General features: G+C 50.6%; 14 protein-coding genes. All 14 read right to left on the reverse strand.

Annotated features, from left to right (window positions below; all coding sequences use genetic code 11):
• Positions 1-73 precede the first annotated feature (73 nt).
• Positions 74-2,257, reverse strand: a complete 2,184-nt coding sequence (locus tag IE074_RS09775; RefSeq protein ID WP_189385280.1) for a pilus assembly protein TadG-related protein — start codon at positions 2,255-2,257, stop codon at positions 74-76.
• Between the two features lie 253 nt (positions 2,258-2,510).
• Complete coding sequence (locus IE074_RS09780; protein WP_189385281.1) at positions 2,511-4,778, reverse strand: pilus assembly protein TadG-related protein; 2,268 nt, start codon at positions 4,776-4,778, stop codon at positions 2,511-2,513.
• Positions 4,779-4,789: 11 nt separating this feature from the next.
• Positions 4,790-5,062 carry a hypothetical protein gene (locus IE074_RS09785; protein WP_189385282.1) on the reverse strand — a complete coding sequence of 91 codons (273 nt, stop codon included), beginning with the start codon at positions 5,060-5,062 and terminating at the stop codon, positions 4,790-4,792.
• Positions 5,063-5,104: 42 nt separating this feature from the next.
• On the reverse strand, positions 5,105-5,485 hold the full coding sequence (locus IE074_RS09790) for a DUF3613 domain-containing protein (protein ID WP_189385283.1): 381 nt from the start codon (positions 5,483-5,485) through the stop codon (positions 5,105-5,107).
• Positions 5,486-5,512: 27 nt separating this feature from the next.
• Positions 5,513-7,498, reverse strand: a complete 1,986-nt coding sequence (locus IE074_RS09795; protein WP_189385284.1) for a tetratricopeptide repeat protein — start codon at positions 7,496-7,498, stop codon at positions 5,513-5,515.
• A gap of 5 nt (positions 7,499-7,503) precedes the next feature.
• Positions 7,504-8,517, reverse strand: coding sequence for a type II secretion system F family protein (locus tag IE074_RS09800; protein WP_229793975.1), 1,014 nt, complete (start codon positions 8,515-8,517; stop codon positions 7,504-7,506).
• Between the two features lie 14 nt (positions 8,518-8,531).
• Entirely contained in the window at positions 8,532-9,464 is a 933-nt protein-coding gene (locus tag IE074_RS09805; RefSeq protein ID WP_189385285.1) for a type II secretion system F family protein, read from the reverse strand.
• Entirely contained in the window at positions 9,464-10,831 is a 1,368-nt protein-coding gene (locus tag IE074_RS09810; protein ID WP_189385286.1) for a TadA family conjugal transfer-associated ATPase, read from the reverse strand. The genes IE074_RS09805 and IE074_RS09810 overlap by 1 nt, the downstream gene beginning before the upstream one ends.
• Positions 10,832-10,843: 12 nt before the next feature.
• Positions 10,844-12,148, reverse strand: a complete 1,305-nt coding sequence (locus IE074_RS09815) for a pilus assembly protein CpaE (RefSeq protein ID WP_189385287.1) — start codon at positions 12,146-12,148, stop codon at positions 10,844-10,846.
• 36 nt (positions 12,149-12,184) lie between these two features.
• Positions 12,185-13,570 carry a type II and III secretion system protein family protein gene (locus tag IE074_RS09820; protein ID WP_189385288.1) on the reverse strand — a complete coding sequence of 462 codons (1,386 nt, stop codon included), beginning with the start codon at positions 13,568-13,570 and terminating at the stop codon, positions 12,185-12,187.
• 30 nt (positions 13,571-13,600) lie between these two features.
• Positions 13,601-14,554 (reverse strand): Flp pilus assembly protein CpaB, encoded by a 954-nt coding sequence (gene cpaB / locus IE074_RS09825; protein WP_189385289.1) that lies wholly within the window; start codon positions 14,552-14,554, stop codon positions 13,601-13,603.
• A gap of 46 nt (positions 14,555-14,600) precedes the next feature.
• The gene (locus tag IE074_RS09830; protein WP_189385290.1) at positions 14,601-15,092 is read right to left on the reverse strand and encodes a TadE/TadG family type IV pilus assembly protein; all 492 of its coding nucleotides are present in this window, start codon (positions 15,090-15,092) and stop codon (positions 14,601-14,603) included.
• A complete protein-coding gene (locus IE074_RS15070; protein WP_189385291.1) occupies positions 15,089-15,784 on the reverse strand; it encodes a TadE/TadG family type IV pilus assembly protein in 696 nt (231 codons plus the stop codon). Before IE074_RS15070 ends, IE074_RS09830 begins: the two co-directional genes overlap by 4 nt.
• On the reverse strand, positions 15,771-16,286 hold the full coding sequence (locus IE074_RS09840; RefSeq protein WP_189385292.1) for an A24 family peptidase: 516 nt from the start codon (positions 16,284-16,286) through the stop codon (positions 15,771-15,773). The genes IE074_RS15070 and IE074_RS09840 overlap by 14 nt, the downstream gene beginning before the upstream one ends.
• Between the last annotated feature and the right edge of the window lie 12 nt (positions 16,287-16,298).

Below are 16,298 nucleotides of genomic sequence, written 5' to 3' on the forward strand. Positions count from 1 at the left end.
TTATAACAGTGAGTACTACATTCCCCCCTGCGGAGGGGTGGCGCGTAGCGACGGGGTGGTATACCTCTAACCCTTAATAAACCAGCTGCGCTCCCCCTTCGCAATCAAGTGAAATCAGCTTGGTTTCTACCGTGAATACATCAACCCCCAGATTATCCAACAACTCACTCAGCATGCCTCCCAGCCCGTCCAAGGATGGGCTTAACAATCCGGTGATCAAGGCCAGTAGCGCTAACACATCCTCTTCATCCTCTTCATCCTCTTCATCCTGTTCAACTTCAGCCTCTCTCAAGTCATCAAGCACGTCGTCAATTTGACCAATACAGCCGGCAACCGTACCCCCTGTTATAACAGGGGCGGCACCCAGCAATGCAGTTGGTGTACATGGATCAAGATCCAAAAGCAGCCCTTTCAAAAGATTATTTACCAACCCCACCAGCCCAGTAAGCAACTTTCCTTCCAACAAATCATTAGCCAGATCGCCAATAAGCCCACCCAAACCGGTCTTCAAGCTTTCCGCAATCTCATCCCTGACATCTTTACGACAATGCCAACCGGCCCAATTTTGCGGTACCGGATTGCATTTTTCCTCCTCTTCTTTATTTGCCAGCGTCGCATTCCACAGACTCTCCCCCGTTGCCTGGTCATCTCCCAGCACACCCTCGCCTCCTTTCAAAAGATTAACGGTTGCCTCCCAGATTAAATCATCCAGTGACTTGCCGACTGACAACGGATTTACAAAAACCTCACTTTGTCCTTCAATATAATCTTTCCCGCCATCATCCTCATTGTCACCCTCATTGTCATCATCAGCCAACACATCAAATGCCGCTTTTGAATTCAGGCTTAACAAAACCTGTCCCAACACGCCTAGCGACGCCAGTTTTTTACTCCCCAAAGCCGTATCCCTGCAACTGAACGCAGAAGAAAAAACATGATCTTTGGTAATATCACCCGTACACAGGCCCAACACGGACGAAGCGGTTGTTATGTTTGCAATCGGATTTTTCTCTTCAGACGTGTCATTGCGTTCACATAAAGAATTTAAAGTAGCTTTGCCTGTAACCACTTCCAACGCTACTGGAATATTCACCTGCAGCCTTAACCAACCACTGTCATAGCCATCTTCATCACACTCTCCGGCGGAATCCACACACAAATGCACAAATGCCCGCACCGATGCGCTGTATGCCGATGTCCCCTTCCCGCCAATCCCAATAGAAGCCGGTTCAATTACCTTCGCTTCCACAGAAGCTTTCAGAATACCCCCTATACCAAGCTTCAAAGGCACGTTAAGTGCATGCTTTTTTGTGGCCACATCCAGCACCACATCAAGAATATCGCCAATGCCTACTTCTGCATTTAACGCAGACTGTACAGAAGGCGCCATGATTTGGGCAAACAACCCCCGGCCATGAGTGCCTGAACCCAGGGGGATCTGCACGCCCAGATTATTTAACTCAGCCTTCACGTCCAGCAAACTGTCCAGCACCGCCGCAGCAATAAGATTTTGGTCTGCCGCCTTGACCGCAGCCACCACAATATCACCCAAGCCCACATTGGTATTAAGCAAAGCATTCAACTCCGCCACTGTCACCACGGCATCAAGGTCGATATCAGTATTTTTGAACAGTTCTTCCAACAAGCCAGACGTTTTTATTTTGACATTGGCCAGCCCCTGATAACTGCCAACATTAGACCCGATGGCATCCAGACCAAGCTGCGTTAATAAACCCGTTAACGCACCCTGCCCCAACGACAGCAAAGCAGGCGCAACGGAAAAAACCGCCACTGGCATGGTGCCTTTTTTAGCAATGGCATTTGCGGTAATGGTTGCATCCACAGCAAAAGGCATAAAACCCAAGGCTTCATAGGTCAAGTCAACCAGTATGGCGTTATATTCTCCATTCACCGCAACCGCTTTAAAATGCCCTTCTTCGGGATATTGTTCGGGGTCCCAGGTTCCGCACAATACCGTCATTTCTGACAAAGTACCGTACCCGAAATTTTCTTTGATAATAGCTGCGGCCGCCTGCTGGGCCGGGTGCGAAGGCTGGTCGCAGGTTAATGTGCCAGATTTTTCAATAAGCTGGACCGCACTTAGGGAAGCCATGTCTGCGGCATTTTGCAGCTCCCGCTTCATGTAGAAGTAATAAGCCAGCTGGACACCGCCCAGCAAAATTAACCCCACCACCAGGGAAACCGCAATCGGTATAATGATTGAACCACGCTGGTGATTATTTGATAACGTTTGCATGGGGACACCTTTTTAGCAAAAACAAATCTTTTTTCGCTACTTTTATCAAGAAACCTGGCCTACATTTAACCTATTAAAATACCGTTCTTGAAAGACGAAAAAATGTATCATTCTGTTAAATTATGCCATATTCCGCATCTTTTTCCCTATAGTCGTTGGCCCTAATTTCATTAATGTCCAAAAAGAAAAACCAATAAAAAATGCCTGCAGGAATCACTTGCAGGCATTTTATTTCTTGATAGTGACAAGGTGCTTAATAAACCAGCTGGGCGGGATCGCAATCAATGGCAAGAGCAGTAACTTCAGTACGCCCTACTTCAAGCCCCAATAAATTGTCTAGCACGGCAGTTAATACTGAACCGACACCGTTCAAGATGGGTTTCAGGACACTAACAATTGGATCTAATACAATACACAAAAGTCCACGACAACTATCTTCCACATTGACAGTAAGAATTGTGTCAACTACCTTTGGCTCAAACGAAGGGATATATTGTTGATTATCTGTTAATAGTGCAGTTAATCTATTTCTTACACATTGATTATAATCTCCTACAAGATTTTTAAAAATTCCTCTGCAAGAATCTCCAAAACCTAAGATATCGCCAAGGCTGTCTATTTTCTCTGTAGTATTATAAAAAACTTCCGTAAATGTTCCGTCTCTCTGACATTTTGATAATCCACACCATTCAACGACTGAATCTGGAATTACAAAATCTTCTTCCAGTAATTTAGGTAAGTAATCCTCATCACCCTCACTGCCTCTTCCCTTCGTTATTAACTCATTCGCTTTATTAATATCATAACGCCCCAACGCATCTTTCTCCGCTTCTTCCAGATACGTCAATACCATACCAGGTATCAGACTGTCATTTTCATATGAACCATTCCATACCCAATCCTTTGGAAAGCTATTTGTATTAGGTGCCCTGAAAAGCCCACTTAATAATTCCAATACCCCATCGACTATCCCTTCAACCGTATCCCCTAAATTTAAAGAATTAGGATCAGTCTTTCCCGTCTCATCCACTGCCAAACCAGAAACCATACCGTCATCTTCCAAAGCGGGCACATATAATTTACCTGACAACACAGGAATATGTAACAGCCTAATCAACTCGGGATTTGAATTTTTAAAAGAAGATATGTCATGACATGCCATTGTTGTTGAAAAAATATCATTTTCAGTCAATCCGCCCACACAAACATTAAGAATTCTGGATTTAACAGAAACATCCATAGTCGGCGGGTTTTTAGAGCATTGCAATTTTGTCAACTCACCCTCTCCAGAAACAACATCTACGGCAATAGGTAAATGAACACGGGTCCCCAACAGACCACTTACCAGTGGCGTAAGCAAACCACCCAGCAGGTTATCGGTATCAATATCCAGCCATAAACGAACCTGTGCGCTATACCCGGTTATACCTACCGGGCCAATAGCAATAACCGGGGGCTCCACGATTCTTAATTTTGCTTTCGCCAGCCCCAGTAAATTCAAATCCGGTATTTCAAGCGCATGACCATTAGCAGCCACAGCAATCGCTGTTTTCAGAAGATCACCCACCCCCAACTTAACATCCAGGGCACCGCCTAATGGGTCGTTGCCACCAATTCCCAGAAACGCCAATAAACCAGGTTGATCTTTACCACCCCCCAAAGGAATTGCCGTATCTAAAAGCTTAATTTCTTCTAATTCAATATTTACCAATTTCTGAGCAAGAACACCTAATTCCACAGCAGCTGCAGTACCCTGCCCAACCAATTCTGCGGACGCATTAATTAACTGCAATACGGTCACATTATCAAGTTTAGCGACACCATTAGGCGTCAAGAGACCCAACTCGTTAATACCCACTCCCCCCAATAGGCCTAACAAGCCAGATGGAGTGATTGTCGCCCCTGCCAACCCGTTTGAGTCAAGTAAAGTCAAGGTACTGACATCCAGTCCCACCAATCCCAGCAAACTACCCAACGGTGCTTCATTATCAAACCTCAGCAACTGCGAACCCACCTGAAAAGCCGCAACAGGTTTACTACTTTTGGCGATGGCCTCAACTACAATGGTGGAACCAAAAGAAAATGAAGAAAATGGTAGTGCATCATAAGTTATCTTCACATAAAGTGAATTGGTATCATCTTCTACCGTTGGCGTCGCAATAAAATGCCTTGGGTCTCCTGGCACCTGGTTTTCTTTCCATTTACCGCAGGTTACCTCCAACTGTGAATCGGATAAAACGCCATGAGATTTAAAATTTTCTCGTGCTGTTTGTTTGCCAATTTCCTCAGCCGCACTACAGTCAACATCTGCTATTTCCTTGCTATCAGACAACCATAACGCATTACTTAACGTCTGCACACCACTCAACGCCGCCAAATCAGCCGTATTCTGCAACTCTCTTTTCAAGTGAAAGTAATAACCCAGCTGGACACCACCCAGCAGTATCAATCCCACCAATAAGGAAACCACAACCGGTACGATGATTGAGCCTCTCTGGCGATTAATAGCTGATTTTTTCATGGTGAAACCTTTTAAACTAACCTATTTTCCCTATATTTAAAGGAAACGTGCCTTCTTGAAAACCACACCGCTTCAAAATAAAAACAGTGGTTTTCAATACATAATGATGCTTTTCTGGCAAATGGATACAAACGGCTGATGTTACAGGAGCCAAATATTTTCTGTAAACCCCCTGCAGCTTTACCATCAGTAAAACTGGGGTGTTTCAATGCAGTAATAGCGGCATATTTAATATGGCAACATACCGCTATAACCCTTTTATCCCCGCCCTGATATTCAGTCATGTTTTACACGGGGATACGCCAACTCAAACCACTACCACCGGTTCATTCACCCGGATCGTCAATCTTTTCTTCAAACCATTCTGGAATAGCATGATTAAAGCTGTCCAGGTAGCGATCCCAGGCGATGGTGGCGGTGGCGCCCAGCATGGTGTGTGGCGTACCAGGGCGGTTGGGGTCGGCTTGCATGGCCATCAGTGAGCGGGTGGTTTTACCCAAAGGCTCGGGCGGTACGTATACATACAGTGATGTATCTTCAGAAAAGGTTTTGGATTCCGGAAACGCATGGGTTTTCTTGCTGGGCTGATGCGGGTTGACGCCCGTACCCGGTACATCCAGGGGTGCCGTTACTGCACCCTGGGCCATGGCCAGTCCCGGCATGCATAAAGCGGTAAATAGCACTGCACGAACATTCAGTAAATTCATGGTTATAAACCTTTAAAAATAGCTTGATTACTTCCGTTTAAGAATGAAGTCACCACCAACAATAGAGACGTCATCCAGAATAGAGCGGTCAATGGCACTGGTGCTGCCTTTTGATCTGGCTGTCGGAATGGCTTGCGTTTGCGCCACTGGTTTTTTGCTGGCCGCAGCCTGGGCCAAACGTTTTTCTTCAGCCTGTTGCTGGGCCAACTCTGCCTGGCGTTGCTGTTCGGCTTGTTGCTGCGCCAATTCGGCCTGGCGTTGCTGTTCGGCCTGTTGTTGCGCCAATTCGGCCTGGCGTTGCTGTTCGGCCTGTTGCTGCGCCAATTCTACCTGGCGTTGCTGTTCGGCCTGTTGTTGCGCCAATTCGGCCTGGCGTTGCTGTTCGGCCTGTTGCTGCGCCAATTCTACCTGGCGTTGCTGTTCGGCTTGTTGCTGCGCCAATTCAGCCTGGCGTTGCTGTTCGGCTTGTTGCCTTGCCTCTTCAGCCTGGCGTTTTTCTTCAGCCTGCTGTTGCGTAACAGGTGGCCAGACAAATGCGGGTTGCATCATGGCAATCGGGTCATTAGTGGGCGGAGCCATCTCCAGGGGTGCCTCGTTACCCCGAACCAATTGCTGTTGAGATTGGGCTTCCTGTTGGGCTTGAGCCTGGGCCAGCTGGCGTTTTTCTTCAGCTTGCTGCTGGGCCAACTCAAGCTGACGTTTTTCTTCGGCCTGTTGCTGGGCCACTTCAGCCTGACGTTTCTCTTCAACCTGCCGTTGGGCCAGTTCTGCCTGACGTTGCTCTTCAGCTTGCTGTCGGCTTACTTCGGCCAGGCGTTTTTCTTCGGCCTGTTGCCCGGCCAATCCAGCCGGAGTAGGTCCTTGTGGTACGGGTGGCCAGGCAAACTCAGGCTGCATCATGGCAATCGGGTCATTGGTGGGGGGAGCCATTTCCAGTGGCTGCTCGTTGCCCCTGACCAGTTGTTGCGGTTGTGGCGCTGTATGTGCTGGTTCAGTCGCCCGGGCCACCTGTTGCTCTACATTAACCAGTTGGGGTTCTGGTTCAGGCTGTATCCGGGCTTGCGGCTGTGCATCGGGCCGGGGCTGGATATCAGCCGGAAGCGGCGCACTGGCTGGCAACTGCAAATCAAACGCTTGCTGTTGGCTATTTTGTGCCTGATTCAGGCGCGAAGCCGAAACGACCTCATCCTGTTTTTTTTTAACTTCGTCTGAAGAGGCCCTAAGGTTGTTGACACCCCTGACCTGGTTGCCATCATCACGGGATGACGCATTGCCGGACGCCTGTATGGGGGCAGGCGGCAAGCGACGCACCTGATCGGCAATTGCGTAAATTTCCTGCCGGGCCTGCTGGCCAAGATTGGCGCTTTGCATCACCTGCTCGGCAGCGGGCGTGGCACCTCTTACCAAAAGGTAAAGCGCCATATTGCTTAACACCTTGGGATTTTGTGGCATTAATTCAGCGGCCTTGCCAATCGGAATACGGGCGCCTTCAAGATCCCCCAACCGCATTCTGGCATAGGCAAGATCGCTAAGAATAACGGCATCGGACGGGGCTGCTGACGACGCATTTTCCAGGTTTTTGGCCGCTTCGGCAAAATCGCCACGCTGGCCGGCCATTAAGCCAAGACCGTGCCAGGCCTGGGCCTTTTGACGGGTTTTGGTCAGGCGACGGTAAATTTCCTCGCTTTGCGCATGCTGGTCTGTCTTTCTAAGAGCTTCGGCCCGCAAAATTTCCACATCGGGCGATTTGCCGTATTTGACATCATGTTCATCTATAAACGCCAAAGAGGCGAAATAACGCCCCTGATCTTGCGCTTCTTTAATGGTCATGATTAACAATTGTTCTTTTTCGGGCGCTTTCTTGCGAGCGTCATCCATTTCCTGACGCTGAACCATGGCCTGTTCCTGCTGTTGCTCTTCCATCAGCCGCCAGGCCGAATCCGAAGAACTGTTCACACATCCTGCCAATACACCTGCACATGCAATCGCTGTTGCTTTCTTCACCAACTTCATAACTTTTAACCACCTCCCATTCGAGATAATCCGCGGAACACGGCAATAAAGCCAGAACCTGCGGTCACAATCATTAACGCGGGCAGCAAGGTCAACACCATGACCCCGGTCATCTTGACTGTCAATTTGCCAATTTTTTCTTTCAATCCTGAACGGCGCTGCTCACGCAGGCGTTCACTAAAACGCGTCAGGGGTTCCTGTACGGCGCCACCATGCTTGTCCACTTGCGCAATCAAGTGGCAAATGGCCGTCAGGTCATCATTGTCCATGCCGTTAATCATGCGATCCATGGATTGCTCGCGCGGCATGCCACGATTATACTGCTCTACCGCGACCTCCAGCTCCAAGCTTAAGACAGGGAATACCGCCTTGAAATCTTTCACGATAATATAAAGGCTCTGGTCCATTGACATGCCCACACCCTGTAACAGGCGCAACAGGTCAACCAGCAGCGGCAGTTCATCATCAACCGCTTTCTTGCGTTGGTTAACCCGCCTCATCAACACCCATTTGGGCACCATCCAGCCCAGTGCAAAGCCAAAGAAAATGGAAAGCACATAGCTCATTAAATGACCGCCCATGATTTCCACAGGTCCCGCCACGAACAGCAAAATCACCGGCAGACCAATAGACAAAACAGCCCGTACAAACGAGAACAAGGCTTTTGCCTTGCCGTAGTCTTCAAAACCCGCCAATTCAAGGTAAGCCTTGTCTTCTTCAGCCAGCAAGACATCGCCAAAGCGGCCCTGGCCCCATCGCGCGCCCAATTCCGTTGCTTTCACAACAGCACTTTCCAAACGCGGGCTTTCTTCTTCCGCCTGGCCTTGGGCTCCGGGAAAGGCCAATGTCCCGACCCGCTCCCGTTTGTGCAGGATGTCCTCGACCTGGTCTTTGCTTTTTTCCTGGCGCACCATGGTTTCAATCAGGTATATCGCCACCACCAGAGCGGCAATGGCCAGCAGCACCAATGCACCTGCCTGCAGGCCTTCGGGGCTGATAATACTTGTTAAATCCGGCATATTATTTCCCTCATTTATATGGACTTGGCGAGGCGATAGAGCCAATAAGAACCGGATATCTGTAAAACCACCGCCCCCACCAGCATCATTTTGCCTGCCGGATCTTCCCACATGCCCATGAACAGGGCATTATTGAACACCAGAATAAAACAGGCCAGCCCCACCGGTAACAGGGCCAGCACCCATGCCGACAGGCGCAGCTCGGCCGACATGGCTTTCATTTCCGCACGGGCCTGTTCAAGGTCACGCATAAACGCAGACATCCGCTCCAGCACCTGGTCACTGCGGCCGCCATATTTCAGGGCCACGCCTATGACGGAAGCCAGTAGATATAATTCATGCAGGCCATACTGGCGCGACACATAATGCAGGGCAACGTCAATTTCTTTGCCCGAGCGATTCAGGCTAACCGTACGGTCTATCACATCCCGCAGGGGTAACTCGGTGCCTGCCGCCGCGTTATGGAAAGCCGCCCCCATACTGTTACCGATCGTCATCATGCGCACCACCCGATCTAAAAAGTCGGGCAACTGGCGTACCAGGTTCTTGCGCAGTGTTTCGGCCTTCAGCCATAAACGGAATAAAGACAGGGCAAGCAGCAGGACAAATGCGGCACCTGCAGCAATCATGCCTCCAAAAACCCCAGCCAGCAGGGTGGGTATCAGGATAATTAGCCAGAACGTGACATAGAACATGGTAGTGGGCACCACACCGGCCCGCAGTAAAAACTCATTCCAATTCCGTGGCCCACCCTTCCAGACCTTACGCTGGCGTATGGCCTCGTCTTCTGCGCTTTCTTCCTGCCCTAAACGGCGCTCCAGTTGTGCCAGCACAAACTGGTCTTTGGTATCTTTTTTGCCTTGCTGCCTGGCACCCAACAGCAGCACTAACGCCAGAACAAGCAAAACCAGGGCCATCAGCGCCAATAAAACCACACTACTGCTCATTAACGCCTCCTGCTCCAGAAGCCCGCAGCGGGGTCACGTGAGGCCGTCTGGGCAACCACAGGCGCCGACTTCACCACCGTTTCACGCATCTTGCCTTTATGATCTTCCAGTTTACTGCAGTGCGGCAAGATACCCATGCTCACCCATTGGTCTTTTTCTTCTCCATCGGCACCAATGACCGATTCATAACGATAAAGCTCCTGGGTGGTGATAATACCGTCACTCATGCCAATCACTTCAGTGACTGAAAGAATCCGCCGCTTGCCGTTGGGCAGGCGGCCAATCTGGATGATGAAGTCCAAAGCGCCAGAAATCTGGCGACGCAAACTTTCTTCGCTGCCATGAAAACCGGCAAACCCGGCCAGCATTTCCATCCGGTACAGGCACTCGCGTGGTGAACTGGCGTGAATGGTGGCCATGGAGCCTTCGTGGCCGGTGTTCATGGCCTGCAACATATCAATGACCTCAGAACCCCGCACCTCACCCACAATAATCCGGTCAGGACGCATGCGCAAACTGTTGCGGATAAGGTCGCGAATAGCCACCTCGCCACTGCCATCGTAACCGGCCTGGCGCGATTCCAGCCGAACCACATGCTCATGGTTCAGCGACATTTCAGCGGTATCCTCAATCGTGATGATCCGTTCACGAGGGCCGATAAAAAATGCCAGCGCATTCAGCATGGACGTTTTACCCGAACTGGTTCCACCGGAAATAAGGATATTGCAGCGCGACGCAACCGCCGCTTCCAGCAATTGGTAAATTTCTTCGTTGAAGGTCCCGAACTTCATGAGATCTTCGGGTTTAAGCGGATCCTTGCGGAATTTACGGATGGAGACCAGCGGGCCATCCAGCGACAATGGCCCAATCACCACGTTCAGGCGGGCGCCATCGGGCAGGCGGGCATCCACCATGGGGGTGGATTCGTCAAGCCGTCGGCCCAACGGGGCCAGAATACGGCGCACAATGCGCATCACATGCTGGTTATCGGTAAACAGGGCCGGTTCGCGCTCAAGCACCCCGCGACGCGACACGAATACATTGTCGAACCCGTTAATCAGGATATCCTCGACGGCAGGGTCATTTAACAAATCTTCCAGCGGACCAAGGCCAACCAGCTCCTTGGTAAGCGCATCGGCAATTTCACGGATCTCGCTTTCATTGACGGCAAACCGCCGAATCCGTACAAACGAATTGACTTCGCTATCAACAAACGTCCTGATCGCATCAGGATTCCAGCGGGCAAATTCGGTCCCCATTTCTTCAATGCGTGTCAGCAAGTGCTCGAACGCATGATTCTTCACTTCCTGGAAACGGCCACTGTCAATGAATCCGTCATCGCCAAACTTAATGGGTGTCCTTATCATTATCCAGATCTCCTACCGCGCTGACCCAGAACGGGTGTCCCGTCCAAGAAATGAAGACAGCCATCCTGATTTCTGTTCCTGCGCCCGCTCTTTGCCTGCTGCAGGAACTGCCAATGTATTTGCCAGAGCCCGTAAAGCCTTTATATATGGATCTTTAGGTGCGTCATGATGCAGTAAATGCCCCTGACTGGTGCTTTTCATGATGGCCAGTGTCCTGTCTGGCAAGGTACCTTTCAATTTTAAACCAAAACGCTGCGCGATCTGTTCGGCACTCATGCCGTATTGAATATCGTAGCGGTTAACCACCAGCGACAGCTCATTGGAAGAAATGCCATCTTCCTGAAACTCTTTGAGAATATCCGCCAGGGAGACCAGCGCGGCAATGCTTTGGTCGGTCACCAGCCAGGTTTCATCGGCAAGACGAACCAGGCCGGCAATAAAGGCCGGATTAGGCATACCGCCTACATCCACTACCATGACACCAAAATGATCACGCAACCGTTCAACCAGAAACAGGGAATCGGCATGGGAAACATTATTCAGCTGGTCCAGGTCACGCGGCAAGGCCATTACACTCAGGCCGGTACTGTCATGCGCCATGGCCGACATTAACATGGTTCTGTCCAGGCGACGCAAATTGCGCACCCCTTCCACAAAATCAAAATTGCCATTAAGGTCCAGGTACAGCATGCCATCAGCCACCGGCAAACCCAGATCAAGCAGGCAGGTGCGATCCTGCAGGGAAACCATGCCGGCATCCTGCTGGCTTGCGTCAGACTTCCCCCCCGTCTGCAAACGGGCATTGCGGTCAGAATTTTGCATTTCCTGCAACAGGCTGGCCAAATGCACGGCAAGCAGGGTTGCACCCATTCCGGTCCGCACCCCTAAAATCAGTACATTGCGATAACGGGTTTCATCCTCGTGGACATTGTTCAGCCGCCTTGCCAGGCGCTTGACCGTATCACGCACTTCTTCCGGGTTATCCACATCAACAAAATCATTCACCCCTGCACGCAGGGCTGCCACGGCGGCACCCGGTGAATTCATGCGTCCCACCGCAACACTGGGCATATCGGGTTTATGTCGATTAAGCAAACGGGCCATGTCAATCGCACGGGCCAGTTTTTCATTGTCGGCATCATCAGGCACAAAGTCCAGAAACACCATGTTAACCAGGCTGTCATCCAAGTGGCGAGTCAAGACATCGGGAGCGGGCTGCTCATGAACGAACGTGCCCATATCTTCCAGCGAATCCGCCAGTTTTCCGGCGATCTCGGTGTCTGAAGAAAAAAATACAAACCGGTTATGCTTGGACAAAATCTACTGCTCCGGAAGGGGTAAATAATAATTGTTTTAGCGGGAAAACCCGGGCATTTGTTCGCCCGAAGCCGGTCCAACCAAATAATAGCCCCAGGCAGTACCCGCCTCGTTAAGGTTTTCCTTGCCCTGGCCAGGCAGGGGTAATTCCGTACCTTTGGCGATGGGCTTGACCAGGCGTGGAGTAACCACAATCACCAGCTCGCGTTCATCTTGCGAATAGGACACGCTGCGGAAGAACGAACCAATAATGGGCAAATCGCTAAGAAATGGCATTTTACTGACATTAGCCATGGTTTGGCGTGAAACCAGCCCGCTAATGATATAACTTTCGCCCTCGCCCATTTCAACCGTGGTATCGGCCTTGCGCACACTCAATGCCGGCATCAGTGTGGTTTGGTCTCCACTGACAACGGGAATCGCATTGGCATAATCCAGCTCACTGGACTCTGGCGCGACCTTCAAGGCTATCCGGCTGGGTGAAAGCACGGTTGGCGTGACGGTAAGCGCAATACCAAACGGCTTGTAGGAAACGGTTTGCGTACCCAGCCCGCCCGATTCAGGCACGGGAATTTCACCCCCCGCACGGAAGCTGGCGCTTTGGCCGGACAAGGACACCAGGGTTGGTTCGGCCAAGGTACGGGCCATGCCATTGTTTTCAAGCAGCTTCAGCTTGGCACCAAAATTGCGGGAATCAAACATTAAGGAAAACCCATTACTTATGGCAGGGGCAAAACTGCTAACCGCCCCCCAAGTTCCTGAACCCCCTTCCATTATCTTGCCATTTGGCAATGTTATCCCAGCGCGTGAGGTACCTGAATTCCAGTCAATACCCACCTCTTTCATCACCGTACGGGACAACTCAACAATTTTCACTTCCACCTGCACCATACCACTGTGGTTAATAACAGAGGTATCAATGATCTTGTCAGAATCGCCAGTTGCACGGGCGGCAGCGGTTGAACGCTGATGCTCCACCATATTGGAAGAACGGCCTGTTACAACGGCCTGCCCGCCGGTGGCACGAACGGGCGCCTCAAGCCGTTTGGCCGATTCCAGCGCGCTTTGTTCACCAGACACGACACTGACCTGCCAGCGTTTGGGGGTTGGGTCGTCATCAACCCACACCTGCACATCCGTCACGCCGGGTTTTCTGGCCACCAGCAAAATATCACCCACGCCCTCTTCAAGCGGCAAAATCTGCACATCCACCACAGCAGGGTTACCCACGGCAATTCGTGCCGGTGAACCGTCCACCTTGATCATGCGCTGTGTATCCACCACCATGCCCAAACCACCCGGGCGGGTAAAACCGGCGGACTGCGCCATAACCGGCTGCATGGGAACCAAAGTCAGTCCCATGACGGCTGCCGTCAGTACCTGCGTTGCATTCCTGTTAAAGGCGGAAAAAATCTGATTCACTGAAAATTTCATTATTAAACCCATTCAACCCTAGTACTTGACGTTTTCAATTTGCGTGCCACGAATAATCTGCACGGTCTTGCCCGAATTGCCCTGCTTCACCACCGGTGCATCCGGCGTATCGTCATCTTCCTGCAACTCGCCAGAAAGGTCGGGCAGGCTCATGCCCGCATACGCCATATTACCGGCATTCTCCAGCGCGGCCAGCTGTTCGGGCGTTAAATCAGGTTTGCCCTTCAGGACCGGCTCCGGTTCGGGGAACAGGGTCATATCGGGCAGATTTTCATCATGGGGCGCACGCAGGGCCAGCTGCAGTTTGCCATTACGGGTGGCCAGCAACAGTTTGTTCACGTCTTCCAGTGACACGGCCAACATGGCAATACGTGCCGGTGTGGCGCGGGTACGTTGCTGCCGCTCATCATTGGCCGGTGGCGTTGCGGGGCCATCTACCGTATTGTCACCATAAGCCAGCACCCTTACCTGGGGCAGCAGCAAACGGGACTGTGCCCCAACATCACCCTTGCTGTTAAGCGTGAAGAAAACATCCACAATATCGCCCGGTGCCACCAGGTTGCCGGCACCTACAATTTCGTCAACCGGAATGGTAATGGCACGCTGCCCGTCAGCAAGATAAGAAGCAATCCCCATGGCCAAGAGGCCTTTGGTAATGGGTTCTTCGGCGGCAATATCAAAACGCACCACCTTGCCCACCAGATCTTCTGTGTTTGCAAAGCCATTGCCCGGCACGCTGGGCCACTGGTCTTCCTTCAGCATGTCGGCCTGAATAACCTGGCCTGCCAGAATATCTTTGGCGGCCAGAATGACTGCCCGGGTAGGCTTGCTGGCCACCACTGGCCGCTCTACCTGCTGAACCACCACAACCGGTTCCGGCTTGGGCGCGGTTGACATTTTATAGGCAAAAAAGCCCAAAACGGCTGCAAGCAAAACCAGCCCTATTGCAACGATTTTGGTAAAGTTATTCATAAAAAAATCAAGCTCCGGATTAATCAGTAATTTTTATAACTCTGTTTTATAAATCTGTAATTTTTACGGTTGAGGTGGCGGATAGTGCGCTGGGTATCCAACTTTTTGTATCTGTATCTTTGCTAAGAAGATTACCTACTGCCTGCACCATATTTACCAACGGCAATCCATCTACCGTAACTGCAATAGTTAACTGCAGACACTTTTGCTTTGAGTCCCATGAACACGCAACTTGTTTAAAATCGCAAAATTTTGGGGCTTCGGCAAAGTCTTTCAAAATAAAATCAGTTGCCACCATGACTTTGGCATGGTTACAAGCTTCCTGCGCATACAACGCATTACCCTGGATGCTCTGCTGCAAACCCACCCGGGCACTGTCTCCGGCAATATGCGACACCTTTTGCTGGGTCCACATCAACATGCCATAACTCACAATGGCAAAGCAGATAACCAACAATACGGAAATAGTCAGGGCAAACTCAATGGCTGCCACCCCCTGCTGGTTTTTTTGGGTATTTGGTTTGCCGGTTTTCATCATGAAAAATCCCGTGCAATGCCAAGGTCTACGGAACTGCGGCTTTCAAGGTTATTGGGAACCGCTATTTGTAAAAGAGTGGAAGGTCCCAAATAAGGCACCAGCGGTATACATTCTTGATCTGGCGTTTTTTTGCAATAATAAGGATAATGAATCACCACCTCAAGCGAGCCGACATTAGCACAGGCACCATAGCTGCCATCTTTTTCAACACCCACACCGTAACTGCAAACCGTTACTTGCAAGGTGTTTTTCGCCATGCTATTAACCCAACTACTATGGTAACGTGCAACATCCCATGCTCTTTTAGCACGTTCCAGCAATACCAACTCGGTAGCGTTAAAATCTTCGAGAGATTCCAGCGCCGTATTTATATTAGCCAGTTGCGCCAACTGTTCCGTTGTAGGCGATTCTAACTCTCCCAACTCGCTTTTCTCACTTTCCAAATCAGCCCGTATAGACCCCGCCTGCCACTGCAACCCTGCACGCGCCCCTGTTTCAGCCGCAAAATTCATGGATTGCTGGGCAGCAAAAATCAGCCCGTAAGTAATCATGCCGTACAGCACAATAAAGAAAGCAATAAACACAAAGGCAAACTCAACCGCATACGCCCCCTTCTGACGGCTTGCGGCAGAAGCGACAAAAGACGCTTTTCGCGCCTTTATCAAATTGCCGTTGCCTTCAGAACCATGCATATCCGCTCCAGTAAACCGTGCCTACCCACGCCAATGCCGTTACTGCCAGCCAGGCCCCGTAGGGAACGCCCCGCCGTTTTTCTTTGCTTTCATTCCACCAACTCGCCCGGGCCGATAACCAGCCTTGTGCCAATACCGTTAGCACCGCATGCAAACCGGTTAATACCGTCGCCACCAGCACCACCTGCCATAAACCGGCAAAACCCAGTAAAAAACCCAGTGTGGCGATCAACTTGACATCGCCTGCGCCCAACAGTTTCAGGCCCCAGAAGGGAAAGAAAACCAGCAGGCCCATTAAAAAACCGGTGATACACTGGCGCCAGCTTAGGGTGGCGGGTAACGCCAAAACTTCTGGAACAAACGTATTTGCCAACAAAAAACCCGCGTGAACAAGCAGCGCAGCCAGTAATAACTGGTTGCTTATTCTGCGTTTCCTGAAATCACTTGTGATAACCAGCAGACAAAAAATAGCGAAGAGAACGGGCCAGATGCTGGATGACATGCTTGTATTTAA

Origin of the sequence: Advenella faeciporci, assembly GCF_014652395.1 — a bacterium.
GTDB classification, from domain to species: domain Bacteria; phylum Pseudomonadota; class Gammaproteobacteria; order Burkholderiales; family Burkholderiaceae_B; genus Advenella; species Advenella faeciporci.